The sequence below is a fragment of the Siphonobacter sp. SORGH_AS_1065 genome, from assembly GCF_030818595.1.
In the GTDB taxonomy this organism is placed as follows: domain Bacteria; phylum Bacteroidota; class Bacteroidia; order Cytophagales; family Spirosomataceae; genus Siphonobacter.
This window is the reverse complement of the sequence record NZ_JAUTAM010000004.1, coordinates 3,292,529-3,313,094: the sequence shown is the minus strand read 5'-3', so window position 1 is coordinate 3,313,094 and position 20,566 is coordinate 3,292,529. Positions and strand designations below refer to the sequence as shown.

The following is a 20,566-nucleotide window of genomic DNA, read 5'->3' as shown; positions in this document are numbered from 1 at the left end:
CTCAAGATAACAAACATCCAAGCTGTCAGCTCGAACACAGAAAGAGAACTTAGGCCGGATGGGGCGACTTTTACGTTTGCTAAAGGTCCCTCAGGTTCAAGTAAATTCGAGATGGCAATTAGGTTCTTACCTTCACTCTGGATGACAAGGTTAGGGGTATAACGGCAGGTGAGAACCTGCCTTTGTTTTAGGAACGAGATGGAATCTCGCACCAGAGAAGTATTTTATTTAAAGACAGCTTCTCTTAGGAAACATTTTTTCGATAGATCAGGTTATATTCTTCCCTCCTTACAAATGGTCTATGAAAAAATTGCAATTACAGGTAAATCTGACTTCCTATTCTTCTGAAAATGAGCTTCCCGAAGCGGAGCAAAAGTTAGTTCAGCAAGCAAAAGAAGCGACTTATAAATCTTACGCTCCTTATTCAAACTTTCATGTAGGAGCCGCTCTATTACTGGAAGATGGTAACATTATCACCGCTAATAACCAGGAAAATGCGGCTTTCCCATCGGGTTCTTGTGCAGAGCGTTCGGCTATTTTCTGGGCTGGAGCGAATTATCCAGATATAAAAATCAAGTCGATTGCGGTATTGGCTCGCCCCGGCGAAGGATCTGTTTTTCAGCCCGTGTCCCCTTGTGGTAATTGTCGGCAGTCAATGCTGGAATACGAACATCGGCAGAAAGAACCCATCCGATTGCTCATGCTCCAGCCCGGCGGTGGTATTATTGCTACAGAATCCATTGCCGATTTATTACCCGTGAAATTTGACGCGGATGATCTCTTTGGGAAGTAGCATTCACCCAAAAGCTACTCAGCGTTTTTGCACAGAGGTTACTAAGTTTCGCTATTCTTTGCTTCATTGCAATTCCAGACTTGCCATCTGGAGTCGATTTGTCGCAGATCGATGGTCTGTATGCGGGGATTATCCATCCCAAAAATAACCCCATCGGGGTTGCATAGGAAGAGCTCCAGGCTGGATGGTCCTGGTCTGGATGAACCTGGGCTAGGTACCCCCCGCCTTGGTTGGTGTTCCCACCAACCACTAGGCTTTTAGTAATGGCTGGTGGGGACACCAGCCAAGGTGGGAACATGTACCTCATACGAAAAAACCGAATTGTTACCCCGGATTTTCATCCGGGGCTACCCGTGTTGAACCCCTCCGGGGTTATGATTCCATCACCCTGTTTGGTGAGGACACCAGCCAAGGCGGGAGGAATTCGTAAGTGCGTTAACCTACCCGCCCGTCCCCCGGATTGTCATCCGAGGCTATTCATGTTGAACCCCTTCGGGGTTAGAATTCCATCGCCCTTACTGGTGTTCTCACCAATCACTAGGCCTTTATGAATGGCTGGTGAGGACACCAGCCAGGGCGAGAGGAATTCGTAAATGCGTTAACCACCCGTCCCCTTGGATTGTCATCCGAGGCTATCCAGCCTGGGGCTATTCATATTGAACCCCTCCGGGGTTAGGATCTCGATTTCCAAACGGCTTGCCTACCTTTACTGGTTTTCCCTTTCTAAACTCTAAACTCTAAACTCTAAACTCTAAACTCTAAACTCTAAACTCTAAACTCTAAACTCTAAACTCTAAACTCTAAACTCTAAACTCTAAACTCTAAACCGCAGCGGCGGCCGCTCTAAACTATTTATAAATAACCACTGGCCCTAATAAGCCCGAAGGTTCCAGTTCCCATCTGGAAGCGTCGAATGGCTTATACTGAATGCTTACAAAGTTGATATCGTAGAACTTCCGCCAGGGAAATTTATCCGTATCCAATTTTCGAATTCGGTTAGCCGAGCTATTGGTTACGTCTACTTCCAGCGTATTCTGGGCTTTCAGTAACTGGGAAGGAATCTGAATTCGGTAAGGCAAGCTCCAGAGTTTGCCGAGTAACTGACCATTCAGACGAACCGTGGCCGTTTCCCGGACGGAGCCTAAATCCAATACTCTATTTTCTCCCGGTTCCCAGTTAGCAGGTAATTTGAATTGAATAGAATAGCGGCCCGTTCCACTAAAGCTCTCACTTTCAGAATGGTCCAGCTCCGTCCAGGAAACCAGTCGGGACGTAGCCAATGGCGGCGGCATTTGCGGCTGACCTTCCAGAAAATCAATTTTCCAGATGCCCTTAATGCTTAACGTATCTTTCGCCAGCGGATATTCTGGCCAAGCTTTTCCTTTTCGCATGGAAGCAAAAGTTTGCAGAAATACTGACTCTCCGGGTTCCAGAGCCAGTTCAATTTCCAATGTACTATCCGCCTGAGCCCTTACCGGAATATACCCCTGACGATTTCTCAAGGGATCCGTTACCTCTACGGAACGAGCCGCACTGGCTAACCGCAACGTTCCCCGATGAAATTCATTCCCTAAATTAGTAACGAAGTATAAGGTCCCTTCTGCATTTTTTTTCCGAATGTAGGAAAGCCCCAGCTCAGCCATATTTTCCTGACGAATCTTCCATGCTTTCAGCTTTTGCAGGTAATCCGCCGCTACGAGTGGTTGTAACGGTTTGGAAAGCTCGGTCCATTGCTGTTTCCGCGTTTGCCCGTTGTGGTAACCGCTGGCCTGAGCAGGTAATGCCTTCACAAAAACAATTTTCGCTCCCTGTTTACTTAGTTCCTGAAGCTTCGCCAGCGTTTCAATCGGCATGTATTTCGTTTCTGGAATAACCAGAGCGGGATACACCGTTCCGGCCTCGGAAACAAGTTTTCCGTTTTTCACCGAAAAGCGATGTAACAGACTATCCGACACAAAATCGGACTGATACCCGTGCATCCGAAGTTCGGAAGCCGTAGCACCAAAAGGCGTATCATTCAGCCAGCGACGGGCATTTGCATGGACATCAAATAAAAAGGGAGCTTCGCCCGCTGCTACACCATGCCAAACATCCTGAATCGGGAAGTATAGCAATACACTGGCATCGGGTTTGGCGGCCTGTAATCGCTCCTGACCTGCGGTAATGTATCGGTTCAGTTCCGGTAAATCTTTCCAGAAATGGCTTTGCTGGTTATAATTAGTCGAAGCGTAAAACAGCCAGCCGGGCCATTTTTCTTCGGGCGGAGAATACGGAATTCCGTGATAGAAGATGTGATTAACCCCGCCCGTAAATAACTCATCCACAATGGGTTTAATCTGCGAAAGTGATACCCGGAAATGTTCAGCCAACCAGGTTGAGGTTTCGGAAGATACCAGCGTTTTTCCCGTCAGGTGAGCCGCTGATGAAGCAAACTGCATGGTTAAGGTTCCGGGAACGCCAAAGCGGGTAGAATCATAGTCGGGGTCTAAACGGTAGTTAGGAATTTTATACTGCTTGCTACCGAAGTATTCCGTTTCAGGTACGTCCGCAAGAGCGTATAAATCAATGATATTTCCGGGAGAACCGTGGGCCTGATCGCGGGTAATTTTTCCATTTTTCGTCGACCATTTCGTCCATAAACTAGTAAAACGATCCCTTAGCAGTTCGGATAAAGTCGTATGATAATCGGCCCACTGCTGGCGTTCTTCCGCTGTTAAATTCTCTTTTCGTTTTAAAATCGCCGGATTAAAGTCATACCCTCTACGACGTTTGAATTCAGGTAAGAAATCATTGGTCCAGGTAGCCCCGTATACTTCGTACGAGTCGTTATAATAGGAACGTACTTTGTTGTTTTTGAGAAGGTTCTGCTCAAAATGAGTCAGGTAATTGCGAATGGCCGTTTCGTCGAAAGGGTTAACGACGAGTCCTTCGCCACCGGGAGCCGCCCGTTTTACCTGTTGTTTTGTGGGTAAGTTTAGTAAGCTATCCCCTTGAAAGTCAAACTTCCGGGCCCCATCGCTTTCCCTTACCCAGGGGCCCCCATAAGGCCAGCCCGTCCCCAAGCTTAAGTCAATGCCCAACCCTAATTTTTCGGCTTCCTTCAAGGTAATGTCCAGAGCCTTATTCCATGATGGACTCAGAAAGGGCAGGAATTGCTGCTCGTACCCCTTTACTCCGTAGATGGGAATGATGTGTAAACCTCCCAGCCCCGCGTCAGCGTAGTCTTTCAGGTTTTTACGGATTCCCTCTTCGGTGACCGCACTCCCCATCCACCACCAGTACGCCCAGGGTTTTGCCGTATTGATTTTGGTTTGTGCCAGGGAAGAAAGCGGCAGCAGCAGCAAGCAGGCGTAACGAATAAACTTCATTATATTCAAATTAATCCTCTAAAAAACACAAAATAGAGCAATTGCCCTTGGGTTTTCTGGTTTTCTTTTGGATAAAGACGATTTGAACGTTAGTGCCTCGTACGATTGCTTACAAAAAAAGCCCCTGTTCTTTCCAGAAAGGGGCTTTTCAACGATGAAATTTAACAGCTTATCCTTCAGCTCCGGCACCGTCCTGCACGTCGAAGCACAGTGAAGCAGCACCCAGAAGTCCGGCATCATTTCCGAGCGTAGCCCGTTTGATTTCCATGGTTTCCAGGTTATAAGGAGTCAGCCAGTATTTGAGTTGTTTCCAAACAGCAGGCATAATGAAATCGAAAGAGGCCGATAAACCACCACCGATCAGGATCAGGTTAATGTCCAGAATCCGTACCAATGAAGCCAGCCCATCTCCTAAAATTTCGCCTACGCGTTCGAAGATTTTCAGAGCCAGTTCATCATCAGCCGCAGCCGCAGCTACCAGACCTGTCGTTGAGATCGTGCCATCACCGGGTAATTGCGTCGCTCCGGCGTAGTCTTTCCGCATGCCATTGGCCAGGTTAAGTAACTCGTTTTTACCGATGTTACGCTCCAGCACTTTCCCATTTACGGAAGGAATATGACCGGGTTCCATAGCGTTTCCGTTCCCGCCCGTGAATACACGACGGTTCAGAATAGCCGCTCCACCTACTCCCGTTCCGAGGGTAATGAAGATATAGTTCTCGTCGATTTTCTCTTCGCCAAAGTAAAATTCGCCTAACGCAGCCGCATTAGCATCATTTTCCAGATAGAAAGATACCCCGGCAAAACGACCGCTCAGGTACTCAACCAACTTAACGTTATTTAATTCAGGGATAGCTGTAATCTCGAGGGGTACCGTACGCTTATTATTAATCATTCCCGGCAGGCCAATACCTACTTTCGTCAGAGAAGGATTATCAAGTAATTGCAGCGAAATGGCATCCCCCAGCCTTTCTTCAAAGTGGCCAGATTGCCGCCAACTCAGTGTATCGTGGCTGTAAAAGTTGGAAATTTTACCCGTGTTTGCGTCTACGATGCCCATTTTGACGTTCGTTCCGCCCACGTCTATGCCTAAGTACTGGTTATCAGCCATGAAAATTGGAAACAGGTTTTGGTAAACAATTGCAGAAAACTGGGGCGAAAATAAGGTTTCTCTTTCTTAATTTATTCTTTTTATCCCCATTACATTCATTAAAAAATAAAATTTTTTAAAAACAAATCTTTTCGAAAGAGAATTCTTAGATTATCTGTTTTGAGTTTAGGGTTTTACGTTTCGAGTTAATAACACGATGATTTAGTAAGGTAGGGTGCGGATTCCAACAAACTTAAACTCAAAACATCATTAACTCTAAACTCAAAACTCATCAAATATCCCCTAATTGTGGGCGGATCAGGATTTCTTCTACTACTGCCGAAGGTGACAGGTGGTAGCTTGTCCAGAGTAATTCGGCTACGTCTTCAGGTTGCATAAAGCGACTTTCGGGTAGGTCTGTCCCGGCCCAGCTGTTGGTGTATACGGCTCCGGGTAATACGGCAGTTACTTTAATGCCTTTCGTTTTGAGTTCTTCCCGGAGCACTTTGGTCATCCCTAATAACGCAAACTTGGAAATGCAGTAAGAACCCCCGTTGGTATACGCCGTAATACTTGCCGTTGAACAAACATTCACGAGATACCCCCTCTGGCGTTCCAGCATGTTTGGTAACAAAGCCCGCGTCAGGTGGTAAGCAGAGGCGACGTTTACATTCATCAGAAATTCAAAGGTTCCTTCTTCTTCCTGATGGATTTCGCCCGGCAGAAAAAGCCCGGTGTTATTCACCAGTAATTCCAGCGGTCGATTCTGGCTTTTTACATAGGCCGCGAAGGCTTCCAATTGGGAGCGTTCCCCTAGGTCTGCGGTATAGGTTAATAAGGTACTGCCGGGAAACTCCTGCTCCGTTTCTTTTTTGAACTGTTCCAGGTCTTCGGCGTTGCGTGCTACGGTAATGGCATCAAAACCATCCTTCACAAATCGTCGAATGATTGCTTTTCCAATTCCTTTGGTTCCACCCGTTACCACAATCCAGGGTCTTCCAAAATGACTTCCTACCGAAGTGTGCATGGCATTATCAGATTTCAAATCACTCATTATCAGCAAATTATTAATTCCGTATACGAAAAAAAGAAAAAGAACCTTTTCTTTACCGCATACAGTCAGGTGTTCTGGTGCTTAATTCGTAAAAAATTTATATTCCCATGCGAAAATACGCCCTGCTTTTGGGTTTCCTCCTAATCGGTACCTTTCTACACGCTCAAACTCCGTTTTACGTGAAGGTTGGCGTGGGGCCAAGCATTCCTTATGGGAAGTTCGAAGATTCTGATACGCAGGAATTAGCCGAGTTAGTCAATATCGGCCCTAACTACGGATTGACGCTTGGACATGACTTTTCGCCACATTTCGGAATAGCCCTGACCGGAACCTACTGGACGCATTCGGTTAAACAAGCCCAAATGACAGAATACCTGAGGAATCGGTATCTACCAGCAGGTTATGCTCCGCTGGTTAGCGAACTTCGGGCAACGGCAGAAAATTTCAGATTTGCTTCGGCTTATCTTTCGCCTTACTATACTTTTGAACTGGGATGCCGGTTTCGCGTTGACCTGCGATTAAATGGGGGCCTCCTTTTCGTGAAATTTCCCGGCATTGTGGGCGAAGGCAGAGCCGTTTTTCCGCTGGATAATAATACGTACGATTTACGGGTTTCGACCCCTCAAGTCAGTTCACAGGCTTTAATGTATGGAGTCGGAGGAAGTCTTCATTATGAACTAACACCAACAGTTAAGCTGTTCGTCGATGTGGATGGTTTGCGTTCGCGTCCGGTTTTCGATGATATTCCCATTCAAGCGACGCTTGGCCCGGTTAGTTTAAACACAGCTCGGCCCGCCTTTACGCAAACTGCCGGAACACTCAGTGCCCGATTGGGCGTTGGTTTGTTTTTTTAATTAAATCAGTAACCTGAAATTTGGGAACCGTGCTTCGCCGCCATTCCTGATTTCTACCCTTTACTTTAGCTACGTTTCAGCCATGAATTTACTTACCCGACTCGGGCGTTACTTCATCTTTATTAGTTTGCTTTTCACCCGCCGCGAGAAAGTGAGCGTATACGTAAAGCAAATACTAGAAGAAGCCGTTGCCATCGGCATCGATTCCATTTTTATTGTCTCCATTGTGTCAACCTTCATTGGAGCCGTAACCTGCGTTCAAACAGCCTATAACCTCGTCAGCCCCTTCATTCCGGATTACGTCATTTCATTGATCGTTCGGGATATGACCTTACTGGAGCTTGCTCCTACCATTACTTGTATTGTTCTGGCCGGGAAAGTAGGCTCTAACATTGCCAGCGGTTTGGGCACCATGCGAATTTCAGAACAGATTGATGCACTCGAAGTGATGGGCCTTAACTCTGCTTCATACCTGGTATTACCCAAAATCATTGCCGCTGTACTGGTCTTTCCCATGCTTATTACCATGGCAGGTTTTCTTTCCATTTGGGGAGGTTACGTAGCTGGCACGCTTACGGGAGCCATCACGCCAGAAGATTACATCTACGGTATCCGGGCCGACTTTATTCCTTTCAACGTACCTTTTGCTCTGATTAAAACCGTCGTTTTCGCCTTCCTGATTACCTCCATTTCGGCTTTCAGAGGCTATTACACCGAAGGAGGAGCACTGGAAGTAGGAAGAGCCAGCACTACCGCCGTTACTAATAGTTGTATTGCCGTACTGGTGGCCGATTATTTACTGGCTCAGTTACTGCTTTAAGTTTTTGAATGCATTCCGTTGGATGATTCCAATTATGATGGAATCGTTCGGGGAAGGGAGAAATAATAGTCATGATCGAGATAAAAGATATACGCAAAGAATTTAATGGTCGGGTCGTTCTGGATGGCATTTCAGGCAAGTTTGAACCTGGTAATACCAGCCTGATTATCGGTGGTTCGGGTACGGGGAAATCCGTATTACTGAAATGTATTGTGGGATTGATCAAACCCGAAAGTGGTCAGGTACTTTACAATGGCCGCGATTTCTGGTCGGGAGATGCGGATACCAAGCGGGACATTCGCCGGGAGATGGGCGTACTTTTTCAGGGTGGAGCTCTATTTGATTCGAAGACTGTGCTTGAAAACGTGAAGTTCCCGCTGGATATGTTGACGGATCAGTCAGAAGAAGAAAAAACTGAACGGGCTGAATTCTGTTTGAAACGGGTGGGCCTAGACAACGCCGCCAAACGGATGCCTTCCGAGATTTCGGGTGGGATGAAGAAACGCGTAGGTATTGCCCGAGCCATCGTAATGAATCCCAAGTACTTATTCTGCGATGAACCCAATTCCGGACTAGACCCTTTAACCAGCGTTAAAATCGATGAATTGATTCAGGAAATTACGGATGAATATCAGATCACGACGATTGTGATTACCCATGATATGAACTCGGTGTTAGGCATTGGAGAGGATATTAAGTTTCTCCACAAGGGCGTGAAACTTTGGGAAGGAACCAACGAGAATATTCTGGATACGACAGTGCCCGAACTGGAAGAGTTCCTGTATTCGAGTCAGCTCATTCGTCGGATGAAACAATCCAAGAAATAACCCCCTACCAAACCTTTATTCTACCTACCTGTATGTTACAGTCCATTCATCACGTTGCCATTATCTGCTCCAATTACGAACGTTCCAAACATTTTTATACGGAGATATTAGGACTGGAAATTGTGCAGGAAGTCTATCGAGCAGAACGTAATTCCTATAAGCTTGATCTGGCCGTTAATGGTCTGTATCAGATTGAATTATTCTCCTTCCCTAATCCTCCAGCCCGACCCAGTCGGCCCGAAGCTCAGGGTTTACGACATTTAGCCTTTGCCGTGACGGATCTGAAAGCAGCTATTACCAAGCTAACGCACCAGGGTGTAGCAACCGAACCCATCCGAATCGACGAATGGACCCAACGCCGCTTTACCTTCCTGGCTGATCCAGACGATCTGCCCATTGAACTGTATGAGGTTTAGTTATTATTGTTAGTTGTTAGCGGCTGCGGTTGTTAGTTGTTTATTCAACTTCCCGAAACTTTTAAAACGGGACACGATGTTTTTTAGGTAGAGACGCGACTTCATCGCGTCTGGGTAGAGGCGGTTTTGGTGACGATTAAAATGATTTTCATTCCCCGGCTAGACGCGATAAAATCGCGTCTCTACCCCAAAATCAATCCCTGAAAGCAATATCATTCTATCATTCTATCATTCTATCATTCTATCATTCTATCATTCTATCATTCTATCATTCTATCATTCTATCATTCTATCATTCTATCATTCTATCATTCTATCATTCTATCATTCTATCATTCTATCATTCTATCATTCTATCATTCTATCATTCTATCATTCTATCATTCTATCATTCTATCATTCTATCATTCTATCATTCTATCATTCTATCATTCTATCATTCTATCATTCTATCATTCTATCATTCTATCATTCTATCATTCTATCATTCTATCATTCTATCATTCTATCATTCTATCATTCTATCATTCTATCATTCTATCATTCTATCATTCTATCATTCTATCATTCTATCATTCTATCATTCTATCATTACAAAAAATCCCTGGCGAAACGAATCGCCGGGGATTTTGTACTATGAGCACAAATTAATTATTTCGTTGTAGCCAGATTTACGTCCAGTTCGAAATCATCATTGATGGCTTTGTCTCCGAGGTTATCGAAGAAGCTTTTTGAACCGTAACGGATGTCATATTTCGCACGGTCAATTTTGATTTTCGCGGTACCTACACCCGTTTTAGGATCAACTGTTGCGGGGAACGTTACTGGGTTTGTTTTTCCTTTGATGGTCAGGTCGCCCGTTACTTCGTAGTTGTTACCGCCTTTAGGAGTAACTTTTGTAATTTTTAATGTAGAAGTAGGGTGAGTAGCTACGCTGAAGAAATCATCATTTTCCAGGTGACCTTTCAGTTTAGCGTTCATTTTTTCGTCTTTTACGTCCGTAACTTTCAGGGTCTTCATGTCCATTGTGAAGTTACCACCTACCAGTTTACCTCCGTCGAGTATCAATTGGCCATCTTTCAGAGCAATCGTTCCTGAGTGTTCTCCAGTTACTTTTTTACCCAACCAGATTACTGAAGATTTTGCTACATCTACTTTAACAGGCGTAGGCTTTTTAGCAGCGTTTACGAACAACATACCAGCTGCAAGAGCAGCAACGAAGAATTTAACTGTTTTCATTTTTGATTAATTGATTTGGGAGAATAATTTTAGTTAACGGACTCGTGTTCAGGAACAACTTCATTTCCATCGCAATCGGTGCTGGTGGAGTTTCCACGCATTTTATCCAGCAGATGGCTTAATAATTCGGCTTCTTCGACCGTCAGTCGACCCGTAATTTCGCTTTCCCAACCCGACATCCCCTTGTCAATCTCACTCAGGAGAGCCAAGCCTTTGTCGGTAATCCGAACATCCACTGCACGGCGATCATTCGGACAAACCAAGCGACTAACCAGGCCTTTAGCTAAAAGCTTATCTACTAATCGACTGGCATTTGACATTTTGTCGAGCATCCGGTCAATGATGGCGTTCACTGTAATGGCATTTGGATGTTGCCCACGGAGAATGCGTAATACGTTGAACTGCTGAATGGTTAATCCAAACGGTTTTAAATCTTCTGAGTTTCTCGAAGTTATCCAGTTATTAGTATAAATCAGGTTTACCATAACCTTATGAAAAGGACTGGTAAATGCCGCTCGTTGTTTTATTTCCGTTTCAATTGACATGGTGTTACTGAAATACGTTGCAAATATATTCAACTACATTTAATGTATATACATACTTGTTAACTTTTATTTCGACTTTAACGTTCATTAACACTTAAAAGTCTTGTAGCGAACCTTCGAAGATATAGTCTTTTTTCGAAAAAAATATATCCTATTAGACTGTTATCCAGTTTATTATGCTCGACTAGGTTATTTAAACGTTTCTACATTTATTACAATCCTTTTGCTTTCATTAAAATCTTCCCCTAATAAAATTCTAGTTTTGTGTATGGAAGCAAGAATCACTCCCCTGACTTTATCAGAAATCTGGATTTATCCTATTAAGTCGCTCGCTGGCATTTCCCTGACGGAAACGGAACTGACTTCCCGGGGACTGAAATATGATCGCCGCTGGATGTTAATTGACGCAAATGGTAAATTCATGACTCAACGGAGTTTGCCTGCTCTTGCCCTGATTGATGTAAAAATCGAAGGGGAATCCTTACTCGTATCGCATCGTCAGAAAAATCTCCTGCCTTTGTTAATCCCTTTCAAGAATGACAGCTCCGAACCATTAACGGTTCAGGTTTGGGACGATACGATGGAAGCCCTTTCTGTTTCTGCGGAAGCGGATCGCTGGTTTAGTGAAGCATTGGATCAACCTTGCCGACTGGTTTTCCAGCCCGAAAGCACCCAACGGAAAGTAGACTCCCGCTATGCTTCTCACGGAGAGATTACCAGTTTCTCGGATGGGTATCCTTTTCTGTTGATTGGTCAGGAATCGCTCAATGATTTGAACGCTCGTCTGGAATCGCCCGTTCCCATGAATCGCTTCCGGCCTAATCTGGTTTTCACGGGGGGAAATCCGTATGAGGAAGATACCTGGGCAGCATTTAAGGTAGGTCCGCAGGATTTTTTTGGAGTAAAGCCCTGTGCCCGCTGTGTGTTAACTACAATTGATCAAACAACGGCTGAAAAAGGAAAAGAACCGCTGAAAACGCTGAGTAAATACCGAAACTGGAATAATAAAATTCTCTTCGGCCAAAACTTACTTCCCGGAAGTATTACTCAAAGCATTAAAGTCGGTGATTTGATTGAGGTATCAAAAGTTAAGGAAGCTCCTCTTCAGGTGGAAATTTAATGAATTGCTCTGCTCTTTTGTATTGGCAATTCCAGCACAGCCCATACCAACACCTTGCGTGGAGAAGCGACTTCATCGCGTATGGGTAAAAGGCATTTTTAGGGATTTATAAATACATTAGGAATAACTGAACACATTCCACCCCGGATTAACACAGAGGGCCCATCCAGACCGGGTTCATCCATTAGGTAACCCCGATGCAACCCCGGGTCTTACCCGGGGCTATCCATGTTAAACCCCTCCGGGGTTATGATTCTCTTTTTAAGCAACCCTCCTACCTTTATAGGTTTTCTCTTTCCAAACTCCAAACTCCAAACCGCAGCGGCGGCCGCTCCAATCTCCGCTTAGCTTCTTTTATAGGCCGACCAAAATGAATGCGATGTTATCATCCTCGACGTAAATCTCCCAGTCGTTTGCAGCTCTATCTTACATCCGCTTACCCATCCAATTTTATCGATTACCCAGAGCGGAGTGGTCTGAATTTGTGGTCAGTAATAACCCTTCCGACACAGCTCCGTTCTTATTCTTGAATTTTATTAAAACATATCTCCCCTTTTTCGACTTTCTGGACTAAAAAGCTTTCTACTTTTGGGCTTTGAAAAGTATTAGTTGTGGGAGTACGATCTGTATTACAAAGAATTCATTGGCTTAACCTGGATATAGTAGCCGGTGCCGTCTTAAGTGCCGCTGCCGGTAGTAGATTACCCGACGGAAGAGGAGAAATTAACTATTGGGCCTTAGCAAGTCTGGGCCTGACAACCTGGTTTATTTATACGCTGGACCGTTTACTGGATATTCGCAGAAAACCCGTCCCTAATACCCCTCGCCACCAGTTTCACTTACAAAATGCCGCCCTTTTGTGGAAGGCTACTATTGCCGCTGGAGTATTGGCGGCAGCGATCACTCCTTTTTTACCCCTTTCGCTCATTCGCTGGGGTTTGATTTTAGCCGGAGTAGTAGCCTTGTATTTATTTATGGTCAATCGCCTTGGCCCTAAAAGCAAATGGTACTTTCTGAAAGAGCCCCTTACTGCTCTGGTTTACACGGGCGGCGTATGGGGAGTGGCCTTTGCCAATCAACCCGATATTTCCTGGCAGGATAAAAGCTTATCTGTTATTTTTGGCCTGATCGCCTTTCAGAACCTCCTGTTATTCTCCTGGATGGAAACGAAAGAAGGTAAGCTGTCCTCACCCAATTTTTCTAGCATCTTCCGGGATGGCTTACCCAACATTGTCAACTTCCTGATTCTAGCCAGCATTCTTATTCTATTCCTGAGCATCAATTTTACCGATCTGTTTCCTTATCAACGTCGGTTTGCATTTACAGAAATCCTGATGTGTCTGGCCTTACTCCACATCCGCTATGACGCTGATTTTTTTCTAAAAAACCAGCGGTATCGGTGGATAGGTGATGGTGTTTTTCTCTTTTCTCTGTGGTTACTGTAGAGTTCCGCAGTCGCTCGGCTCTGCCGAGTGATCACCTGGAAGTAGGCCCCTGGCCGTCTGAGGCAAAGCACATAGAAGTATATTCGTTTATCACAGTCTTTTGGTAAAGCCGAGCGACTGCGATAGCCTTAATGCCGTATTTCTTTCGAAGGCTTTCGTTCTTCGGGAATCGGTCCCGTGATGGTAAGTTTAACGGTATCGATTCGGGCGTCTTTCATCTCCATAATCTGGAATTGAAAAGGATACATCACCACGACTTCGTTGGGCTGGGGTAAGTCTTCATTGATGGTAATGATCAACCCGCCGAGCGTATCGTAATCACCTTCGGGGAAATTCCAGGCGTATTTATCGTTCAGGTAGTCGATTTCATGACGGGCCGAAAGCAGATACGTGCGGTCATCGATTTTCTTTTCCACCCAGTCTTCCGAATCATCATATTCATCCTGAATATCGCCAAAGATCTGTTCGATAATATCTTCCAGACTAACCAATCCCGAGGTTCCCCCAAATTCATCGACAACGAGAGCAACACTTTTTCGCTCCTGCGTAAACTTGATCATCAAATCCTGAGCCGACATGGCTTCCGGCACAATCAGAATCGGATTCAGAATACTTTCAATGTCTTTCGGTTTTTTGAACATTGCCAGCCCGTGACAGTAGCCAATGACATCTTCAATGGATTCTCGGTAAATCAGAATTTTTGAGTGTCCGCTGGCCTGAAGCATCTTTTTTAGGCCTTTCATGCCTTCTTCAATGTCTATCGCAACGATCTCCGTCCGGGGAATCATACAATCCCGCACTTTGACCTGCCGAAACTCCAGAGCGTTATTGAAAATCTTGGTATCCACGTCGGCTACTTCTTCTTTTTTGCCTTCGGGAACGTTAATATTCTCGAGGTAATTCGATAAATCCGTGACGCCAAAAATGGGTTTTACTTCCGAATATTTTAACCGTAATACATTAATAATGAACCATTTGGAAGCCGAAACAATGGCATATACTAGTGGATACATCAGGTAATAAACCAGCCATATTGGAATGGCTAATACTTCCAGAAAAACATCAGGATTAAGCAGGAATAATGATTTGGGCGTAAACTCAGCAACGGCCAGAATCAGGATTGTTGCCAGTAAAGACGGCAGAATAATTTGAACGAAATCGTTATGCAGAAAACTCAGAGATTCCGGTAACTGAGAAAGCCAGATTTCGAACTCATGGTGGAGGAAGCCCTCCATGTAAATCCCGTAAATCACCAGAGCCAACGTGTTTCCAATCAGCATGGTGCCGATAAATTTGGAAGGCTGCTTCAGGAAAGCAGAGATGATCTGCCCGGTGACAATGCCTTGTTTGGCCTGAAGCTCAAAGTATAATTTATTTGCTGACACATAAGCCATTTCGATGCCCGAAAAAAAGGCAGAGGCCAGCATGGAAAGTAAAATGATGAGAAATTCCTGGGAAGTCATCCGTTAGCACAGGCAGTCGCCTGCAGAAGTTTGCTGCAAAATAGTCATTTTTTAGTTTACAGTTTTCGGTTTGCCGTTTTCCGTAAGATTGATTTAACCTACCACTGATGTAAGATTGCTAGCCCACTGGTGCGAGATTCCTACCTCGTACTCATAATTCAGCAGTTTTTAACTGCCTTTCACAGGGTTAACAGATAGAAATCGATCCTATTTTGGGTACGAGATTGAAATCTCGCACCAGTGATTCTCTCACCAATTGTTATTAATAAAATCGCCTTTTACCCAGCCGCGATGAATCGCGTCTCTACGGAGGTAGGGTCATAAAAAAGCCCTGTTCTAAGAACAGGGCTTTGGATTACTTTTTCTTACGAGGCTTAACCTCTGGTGCCGGAGGCGTCTGGTTTTTCTCCCGCATCACCCGCTGGTTTTTGTAGTACTGAAACCCCAGCAAGCTTACCACCGAGAACATAAGCCAGAAATAGGAATCCCGCCAGTTGACCCGACCTGAGATAATTTCTCCCACCCAGATCATCAGAAAACCTACGGATGCCGATAGTAAGAGTATTTCTTTGAGTGTGAACCCTTTCATGCGTATTCCTTATTTGCTTTCCTTAAAACGGCGAGCCGTCGAAAGGAACATCCCCACTACTAGCAATCCTGTACCAATCCACAGTAGGTTAATATGTGGTTTTTCCAGAGCTTTCATGACAATGTAATCCCGTTGAGAGGTATTAATATTGAAGGTAAACTGACCCGTTTTAGGATCAATCTGAGCTAGCTGTAAGCGTAACCCTAGTTCATCACTGGTAGCCGCTTTCAATCCTACGGTGCGGTCTTTAATGAAGTAAATAGGCTTCACTGCCACACTGCGTCCGCTCTTATCAAACACTTCAACGTCCGCCTGTACGGCTGCGTCCTGAGGACCGAGCGTTACCCCATCCACTTCACGAACGGGTTCTACACCACGGAACATGGCTACGTAATCATTGAGAATCAGGGTGTCCCCTACTGATACGGTTTGCGTCTCCGTGGCACTCCATTGTTTCTCCTGATTGGGCATCGGAGCATCCGTAATGTGCGTGTAGACATCGCGGGTTAACTCATGACGAATGGAAGGCGAAACCGCATTTCCCATCCTTGGATTCACCTGAACGCGAGGGAACAAACTGAAAATCTTTCCATCCTGCTGACGGTATTCTACTTCGTAATACGTGTTTTCAGGGAAAACCGCCAGCGTATCGCCTTTCTTGTAATAGGTTTTACCATCTTTTACGATGTCCTGTTTTGCTACGGCATGGAAGTCGTTTTCTATCAACTCTACCCAAGATTTAGGTAAATAACCCGGCACTTCCCGTGCTTCCAGGAACTGACCTTTATAGGTTACCAGGTATTTGTCCAACTGTTGTGGCTGATTCATCCATAGCAACTGATTATCAACGTTTTCTTTGGTATCAACCTTTTTATCGTTAAAAATAATCAGTCCTGATCTATTCTGAGAAACGACCTTTGAATACCCCGAAGAGAACAGAACGCCAATCAGCATTAAGGCAATGCCTATGTGCGAAACGGCTCCACCTGAGAGTTGCCATTTACCTTTCAGTACCGTTAGAATCGTAGAAAAGTTAACTACTAGCGAGAAAATAGCCGCTAGTAATAAGACCAGATAGATCCAGTTCCAGGCACCTACCTGCATCGCTACAATCAGAATTGCCGTTAAGACAAACGTGATCATCAGAGGTGTTGAGAATACTTCCCAGGCACCCAGGTTGAAACTCATTCCGCGAGTAACCAATACGTTCCCTTCGACTTTAGGTTCCGTCTTTTCAACCCTTACTTTACCCCACCAGAAGTATTGTCCGATGGCATTCAGAATTACGATGACTACGAAGAACCAAAGCTGGAAGTCCGTATAGTGCTTCACCTGATCGGCGGGTAAAGCGATGTTTGACTTAATACCAAAGTTGGCTAATAATGCATTGTAAACCGGAATAGACGTCGTGGTAATCACCTGGAATGCTGCCAGACAGATAACCGTTGCTCCGCAGAAAATCCAGAACTCACGGCTATAGGTCGAGATTTCTTTATCTGAACTCGGCATGTCTTTCCAACGCCACGATAATAACCCAATGGATAATACCGTAAACGTCAACAGGTAAATCAACAACTGACCCGAAAGTCCTAAATCCGTAAAAGAGTGCACGGAGGCATTCCCCAGAATTCCGCTTCGCGTCATAAATGTCGCGTATAAGACAAGAATGAACTGAGCAATCACCAGAATGCTGGAAATCTTAAGGGTACTCTTATTGTTTTGGTAAATAATGAGCGTGTGTAAAGCCGCTACCAGTACTAACCAGGGCACATAAATGCCGTTTTCAACGGGGTCCCAGTTCCAGTAACCGCCGAAGTTTAGCGTTTCATACGCCCAGATGGCACCCATCATGATACCCACCCCCAAAATCAACGCTCCCAGAGCCGTCCAGGGCAAGGCAGGCTTGATCCAGCTTTTGTATTCTTTTCTCCACAAACCGGCAATACAGAACGCAAAAGGCACCAGCGTTAGGGCATAACCCAAGAACAAGGTCGGTGGGTGAATAACCATCCAGGGATTCTGGAGCAGTGGGTTCAGCCCATTCCCATCTTCAGGAATAAATTCGGGCTTTAAGGCCCAAACCGGCCACTCCGGGTGAGCTTCGCGTAACAACAGAAAGGGCGAAGAACCAATTTTCATTTCCAGGCCCGGAATCACCACACCCAGAATCATCGAACAAAGGAATGCCTGTACCAGACCGAAAATAGCCATGGTCGGAGCTTCAAATCTTACCTTCTGTTCGAGTTTATTACTTTTAAAATAAGTAATCAGCGAAATTCCAATGACCGCCAGCCAGAATATCCAGAGCAGGAAGCTTCCCTCCTGATCCTGCCAGAAACTGGAAATTACATAATATGCTGGCAATGAACGTGATGAATTATCCCAAGCATAGTGATATTCGTAATAATGATTGTAGATAATCCAGTACAGACTGGCTACCACGGTAACTACGGCTGCGGCGTGAGCGTAGAAGGAATACCGGGCAAATCGCTGCCAGGAGCTGGCCTCCAGCGTATTTTGTGATGCCTTCGTGTAGGCAAACGTCGCCACCAGTGCTGTCACGAACGATGTCAGGATAGCCAGGTGACCCGTATTTCCAATCCAGTAATGCATAATTCAATGATTGAATGCGTGAATGATTGAATGAGGGGATAACCCACTTATTCAATCATCAATTTATTTCATTGCCGTTGGGGCTTTGGCATCGTTGTACTTCGAAGGGCATTTGAGTAATACCTGATCGCAAACGAAGATTCCGTTTTCCATACGGCCTACGACAACCACTTTCTCCGATTTCTCGATGTCCTGTGGTTTAGGCTCGTGGTAAATCACTTTACGCTCCACTCCCAGATCATCTACCAGCGAAAACGTTAATAGATTGGCATTCACTGCAGGATTGTACTCCATGTCCAGAATTTTTCCGGCCATGTCCTTTTTAAGGTTACCTACTACGTGTACTTTACTGTCGTCACCACCTTTTGCCATCTCCTCAGCCTTTGCGAAATCAACATACGTACTGGCGTCACCCGCCGTAGAAAGAAGAATGAAAATAGCCGCAGCAATAACGGCGATACCTAAGAGGTGTATTTTTTTCATCGTGATGCTCGAAATTATTGGTAAATCAGGGGTACTACTTTTTAATTTCTTTTTCTAGTCGGGTCAGCTTCCGATCCAGATTCAGGAGGTAAATGATCAAACCGATCAAAACAACGGCAATTACGGCTACAACGACGTAAATTTTGCCGTTTGAATGCATGGTATCGGCCATTTCAACGTCCTGTTGAGCAAAAAGGTTGCCTGAGAGAAGAGTTAACAGTAAAAATAATCCTGCTTTTTTCATGTATTCAGTGGCTGGAAATCAAGTCTCCTAACCTTAACTTTTTAAAATGGTCAGCTTAGCTGAGTGGATGTAAAAAACAAAGAGACAACACAAATCCGGCTTCACCAATGATTTTGCTTAGTTCTCTTCTACAATGGCGTTCAGACGACGGTAACGAATCCGAAGCGTTGAAATCCAGTAACCTAATAGGATCATCCCGATGATCGCTGGATAAAAAACGAACTTCATGGTATGATCAGAATCGTAAATCTTAAAACCGGGGTTGCCACCGTTTCCAGGATGCAACGAGTTTGTCGATAAACGGGGTAAAATGATAGTCAGAGGAATGAAAGCGGCAAAGGCGAAGATGTTATACACCGCCGAAATACGAGCCCGCTGCTGATCGTCGCGGAAAGAACCTCGTAAAACCCAGTACGCCAGGTAAATCAGCATGGCAATTTCGGTCGATAATAACTTGGGATCTTGCGGTAACGGACTCCCCCAGGTGTAATTTCCCCAGATGGCTCCGGTAATAAATCCTAAAATTCCAAAAACCAAACCTGTGTTCGCTAACTCAACCGACTGAAGATCATCATCCATATTACCCTTACGAAGGTATTTGATGGCGTACCAGACCGATAACACCAGCAACAGAATCATCGCAAACCATAAAGGAACGTGGAAGTATAAATTCCGGGCTGTTTCGTAGAGGATCGGTTGGTGCGGTATGGGTAACAGCAAACCTCCCGTGTAGACGTAAAACAGCAAAAACATACATACATATTTCCACCAAGCCATAGCAATCTAGATAAGCAATTAATTAAAAATTCAGTTTGTTGAATGTTTCCCAACATTCGGGATGATGATAAAGCTACACTGGTTTCAGTAACGTAACTAATGATTATTCGCAGAGAAATTTCCTTGAAAATCAGCTTTTCCAAATAAACGGGAATAAAATCAGGGATAGTATCCAGACAATTCCATTCAGAGCCAGTAGGGTTAATATTTCGTCGCTGCTGGAATTCCAGTCCAGACCATCCAGGGCATTTTTGGAAAGTTTCAGCAACATCAGTAACATGGGAAGGATAATGGGAAAGCTTAACACGGACATCAGTGTAGGCGAGTTTTCGGCTTTGCTGGCAATTCCTGCTACCATGGTCAGCGTTCCGGCAAAACCCATCGCACCGAGCACAATCGACACCAGATACATTCCCAGATCGCCGACGGGATTTCCCATCACAAAAGCGTATACGCCAAATCCTACCAGCGACAAACCCAGCATCAAAGCCGTGTTATAAATCATCTTGGAGAGGATCACTCCTACCGGACTAGCCAGGGTATAATAATATAACAATCGACCAGCTCTTTCCTGCGTAAAACTCTTGGCGATAGCACTTACCGCCGTGAAAAGCTGAATAATCCAGAAGAGCGTATTCCAGGTAATGGGTTCGAGTTTATTCACCTTCAAACGAAAACTCAGGTAGCACACGAAAATCGTACTCACCAGATATAACAACATCCCATTCAGGGCATGACGCTGCCTCCATTCGAGACGTACTTCTTTCGCTATCAGGGCATTAACTTCCCGCATACTTTACTAATTACTGGTACGCTCCGGTTCCTT

General features: G+C 44.9%; 19 protein-coding genes. 7 read left to right on the top strand and 12 right to left on the bottom strand.

Annotated features, from left to right (window positions below):
• Window positions 1–301: 301 nt before the first annotated feature.
• On the top strand, window positions 302–793 hold the full coding sequence (locus QE390_RS14310) for a cytidine deaminase (RefSeq protein ID WP_106635596.1): 492 nt from the start codon (window positions 302–304) through the stop codon (window positions 791–793).
• An 848-nt stretch (window positions 794–1,641) separates the two neighbouring features.
• Here QE390_RS14310 and QE390_RS14305 read toward each other — a convergent pair.
• The 3 genes from QE390_RS14305 to QE390_RS14295 all read right to left on the bottom strand — a co-directional run bounded on the left by QE390_RS14305 (window position 1,642) and on the right by QE390_RS14295 (window position 6,305).
• Entirely contained in the window at window positions 1,642–4,161 is a 2,520-nt protein-coding gene (locus QE390_RS14305) for a glycosyl hydrolase (RefSeq protein WP_307142630.1), read from the bottom strand.
• A 169-nt stretch (window positions 4,162–4,330) separates the two neighbouring features.
• Complete coding sequence (locus tag QE390_RS14300) at window positions 4,331–5,272, bottom strand: ROK family protein (RefSeq protein WP_307142629.1); 942 nt, start codon at window positions 5,270–5,272, stop codon at window positions 4,331–4,333.
• Between the two features lie 271 nt (window positions 5,273–5,543).
• Window positions 5,544–6,305 carry an SDR family oxidoreductase gene (locus tag QE390_RS14295; RefSeq protein ID WP_307142628.1) on the bottom strand — a complete coding sequence of 254 codons (762 nt, stop codon included), beginning with the start codon at window positions 6,303–6,305 and terminating at the stop codon, window positions 5,544–5,546.
• Between the two features lie 107 nt (window positions 6,306–6,412).
• Here QE390_RS14295 and QE390_RS14290 point away from each other — a divergent pair, with 107 nt between their 5' ends.
• The 4 genes from QE390_RS14290 to QE390_RS14275 all read left to right on the top strand — a co-directional run bounded on the left by QE390_RS14290 (window position 6,413) and on the right by QE390_RS14275 (window position 9,222).
• On the top strand, window positions 6,413–7,159 hold the full coding sequence (locus QE390_RS14290) for a hypothetical protein (protein ID WP_106635592.1): 747 nt from the start codon (window positions 6,413–6,415) through the stop codon (window positions 7,157–7,159).
• A gap of 82 nt (window positions 7,160–7,241) precedes the next feature.
• A complete protein-coding gene (locus QE390_RS14285; RefSeq protein WP_106635591.1) occupies window positions 7,242–7,979 on the top strand; it encodes an ABC transporter permease in 738 nt (245 codons plus the stop codon).
• A gap of 71 nt (window positions 7,980–8,050) precedes the next feature.
• Window positions 8,051–8,806 (top strand): ABC transporter ATP-binding protein, encoded by a 756-nt coding sequence (locus QE390_RS14280; protein WP_106635590.1) that lies wholly within the window; start codon window positions 8,051–8,053, stop codon window positions 8,804–8,806.
• 32 nt (window positions 8,807–8,838) lie between these two features.
• Window positions 8,839–9,222, top strand: a complete 384-nt coding sequence (locus tag QE390_RS14275) for a VOC family protein (protein WP_307142627.1) — start codon at window positions 8,839–8,841, stop codon at window positions 9,220–9,222.
• A 651-nt stretch (window positions 9,223–9,873) separates the two neighbouring features.
• Here QE390_RS14275 and QE390_RS14270 read toward each other — a convergent pair.
• Together QE390_RS14270 and QE390_RS14265 are read right to left on the bottom strand one after the other, a co-directional pair.
• Complete coding sequence (locus QE390_RS14270; RefSeq protein ID WP_106635589.1) at window positions 9,874–10,461, bottom strand: YceI family protein; 588 nt, start codon at window positions 10,459–10,461, stop codon at window positions 9,874–9,876.
• A 29-nt stretch (window positions 10,462–10,490) separates the two neighbouring features.
• Window positions 10,491–11,006 (bottom strand): MarR family winged helix-turn-helix transcriptional regulator, encoded by a 516-nt coding sequence (locus QE390_RS14265; protein ID WP_106635588.1) that lies wholly within the window; start codon window positions 11,004–11,006, stop codon window positions 10,491–10,493.
• 268 nt (window positions 11,007–11,274) lie between these two features.
• Between QE390_RS14265 and QE390_RS14260 the strand changes: the two genes are divergently transcribed.
• Window positions 11,275–12,126 carry an MOSC domain-containing protein gene (locus QE390_RS14260; protein ID WP_307142625.1) on the top strand — a complete coding sequence of 284 codons (852 nt, stop codon included), beginning with the start codon at window positions 11,275–11,277 and terminating at the stop codon, window positions 12,124–12,126.
• 611 nt (window positions 12,127–12,737) lie between these two features.
• Window positions 12,738–13,571, top strand: a complete 834-nt coding sequence (locus tag QE390_RS14255) for a hypothetical protein (RefSeq protein WP_307142624.1) — start codon at window positions 12,738–12,740, stop codon at window positions 13,569–13,571.
• 128 nt (window positions 13,572–13,699) lie between these two features.
• Here QE390_RS14255 and QE390_RS14250 read toward each other — a convergent pair whose 3' ends face one another.
• The 7 genes from QE390_RS14250 to QE390_RS14220 form a co-directional block, all read right to left on the bottom strand.
• Window positions 13,700–15,034: a hemolysin family protein gene (locus QE390_RS14250; RefSeq protein ID WP_307142623.1), complete on the bottom strand. Its 1,335-nt coding sequence runs from the start codon at window positions 15,032–15,034 to the stop codon at window positions 13,700–13,702.
• A gap of 355 nt (window positions 15,035–15,389) precedes the next feature.
• Window positions 15,390–15,623, bottom strand: coding sequence for a hypothetical protein (locus QE390_RS14245; protein WP_307142622.1), 234 nt, complete (start codon window positions 15,621–15,623; stop codon window positions 15,390–15,392).
• 9 nt (window positions 15,624–15,632) lie between these two features.
• Complete coding sequence (ccsA, locus tag QE390_RS14240; RefSeq protein WP_307142621.1) at window positions 15,633–18,236, bottom strand: cytochrome c biogenesis protein CcsA; 2,604 nt, start codon at window positions 18,234–18,236, stop codon at window positions 15,633–15,635.
• Between the two features lie 63 nt (window positions 18,237–18,299).
• Window positions 18,300–18,719: a cytochrome c maturation protein CcmE gene (locus tag QE390_RS14235; RefSeq protein ID WP_106635583.1), complete on the bottom strand. Its 420-nt coding sequence runs from the start codon at window positions 18,717–18,719 to the stop codon at window positions 18,300–18,302.
• Window positions 18,720–18,753: 34 nt separating this feature from the next.
• Window positions 18,754–18,963 carry a CcmD family protein gene (locus tag QE390_RS14230; protein WP_307142620.1) on the bottom strand — a complete coding sequence of 70 codons (210 nt, stop codon included), beginning with the start codon at window positions 18,961–18,963 and terminating at the stop codon, window positions 18,754–18,756.
• 117 nt (window positions 18,964–19,080) lie between these two features.
• Window positions 19,081–19,740 (bottom strand): cytochrome c biogenesis protein CcsA, encoded by a 660-nt coding sequence (gene ccsA / locus QE390_RS14225; RefSeq protein WP_307142619.1) that lies wholly within the window; start codon window positions 19,738–19,740, stop codon window positions 19,081–19,083.
• 130 nt (window positions 19,741–19,870) lie between these two features.
• Entirely contained in the window at window positions 19,871–20,533 is a 663-nt protein-coding gene (locus QE390_RS14220) for a heme exporter protein CcmB (protein ID WP_106635580.1), read from the bottom strand.
• Window positions 20,534–20,566: the final 33 nt, after the last annotated feature.

Bases quoted from the DNA above. Each gene is read 5' to 3' on its own strand.
- QE390_RS14245 (WP_307142622.1), bottom strand. From the start codon at position 15,623: ATGAAAGGGTTCACACTCAAAGAAATACTCTTACTATCGGCATCCGTA.
- QE390_RS14285 (WP_106635591.1), top strand. From the start codon at position 7,242: ATGAATTTACTTACCCGACTCGGGCGTTACTTCATCTTTATTAGTTTG.
- QE390_RS14250 (WP_307142623.1), bottom strand. From the start codon at position 15,034: ATGACTTCCCAGGAATTTCTCATCATTTTACTTTCCATGCTGGCCTCT.
- QE390_RS14280 (WP_106635590.1), top strand. From the start codon at position 8,051: ATGATCGAGATAAAAGATATACGCAAAGAATTTAATGGTCGGGTCGTT.
- QE390_RS14270 (WP_106635589.1), bottom strand. From the start codon at position 10,461: ATGAAAACAGTTAAATTCTTCGTTGCTGCTCTTGCAGCTGGTATGTTG.
- QE390_RS14230 (WP_307142620.1), bottom strand. From the start codon at position 18,963: ATGAAAAAAGCAGGATTATTTTTACTGTTAACTCTTCTCTCAGGCAAC.
- QE390_RS14235 (WP_106635583.1), bottom strand. From the start codon at position 18,719: ATGAAAAAAATACACCTCTTAGGTATCGCCGTTATTGCTGCGGCTATT.
- ccsA (WP_307142621.1), bottom strand. From the start codon at position 18,236: ATGCATTACTGGATTGGAAATACGGGTCACCTGGCTATCCTGACATCG.
- QE390_RS14220 (WP_106635580.1), bottom strand. From the start codon at position 20,533: ATGCGGGAAGTTAATGCCCTGATAGCGAAAGAAGTACGTCTCGAATGG.
- QE390_RS14310 (WP_106635596.1), top strand. From the start codon at position 302: ATGAAAAAATTGCAATTACAGGTAAATCTGACTTCCTATTCTTCTGAA.
- QE390_RS14300 (WP_307142629.1), bottom strand. From the start codon at position 5,272: ATGGCTGATAACCAGTACTTAGGCATAGACGTGGGCGGAACGAACGTC.
- QE390_RS14265 (WP_106635588.1), bottom strand. From the start codon at position 11,006: ATGTCAATTGAAACGGAAATAAAACAACGAGCGGCATTTACCAGTCCT.
- QE390_RS14305 (WP_307142630.1), bottom strand. From the start codon at position 4,161: ATGAAGTTTATTCGTTACGCCTGCTTGCTGCTGCTGCCGCTTTCTTCC.
- ccsA (WP_307142619.1), bottom strand. From the start codon at position 19,740: ATGGCTTGGTGGAAATATGTATGTATGTTTTTGCTGTTTTACGTCTAC.
- QE390_RS14295 (WP_307142628.1), bottom strand. From the start codon at position 6,305: ATGAGTGATTTGAAATCTGATAATGCCATGCACACTTCGGTAGGAAGT.
- QE390_RS14275 (WP_307142627.1), top strand. From the start codon at position 8,839: ATGTTACAGTCCATTCATCACGTTGCCATTATCTGCTCCAATTACGAA.
- QE390_RS14260 (WP_307142625.1), top strand. From the start codon at position 11,275: ATGGAAGCAAGAATCACTCCCCTGACTTTATCAGAAATCTGGATTTAT.
- QE390_RS14290 (WP_106635592.1), top strand. From the start codon at position 6,413: ATGCGAAAATACGCCCTGCTTTTGGGTTTCCTCCTAATCGGTACCTTT.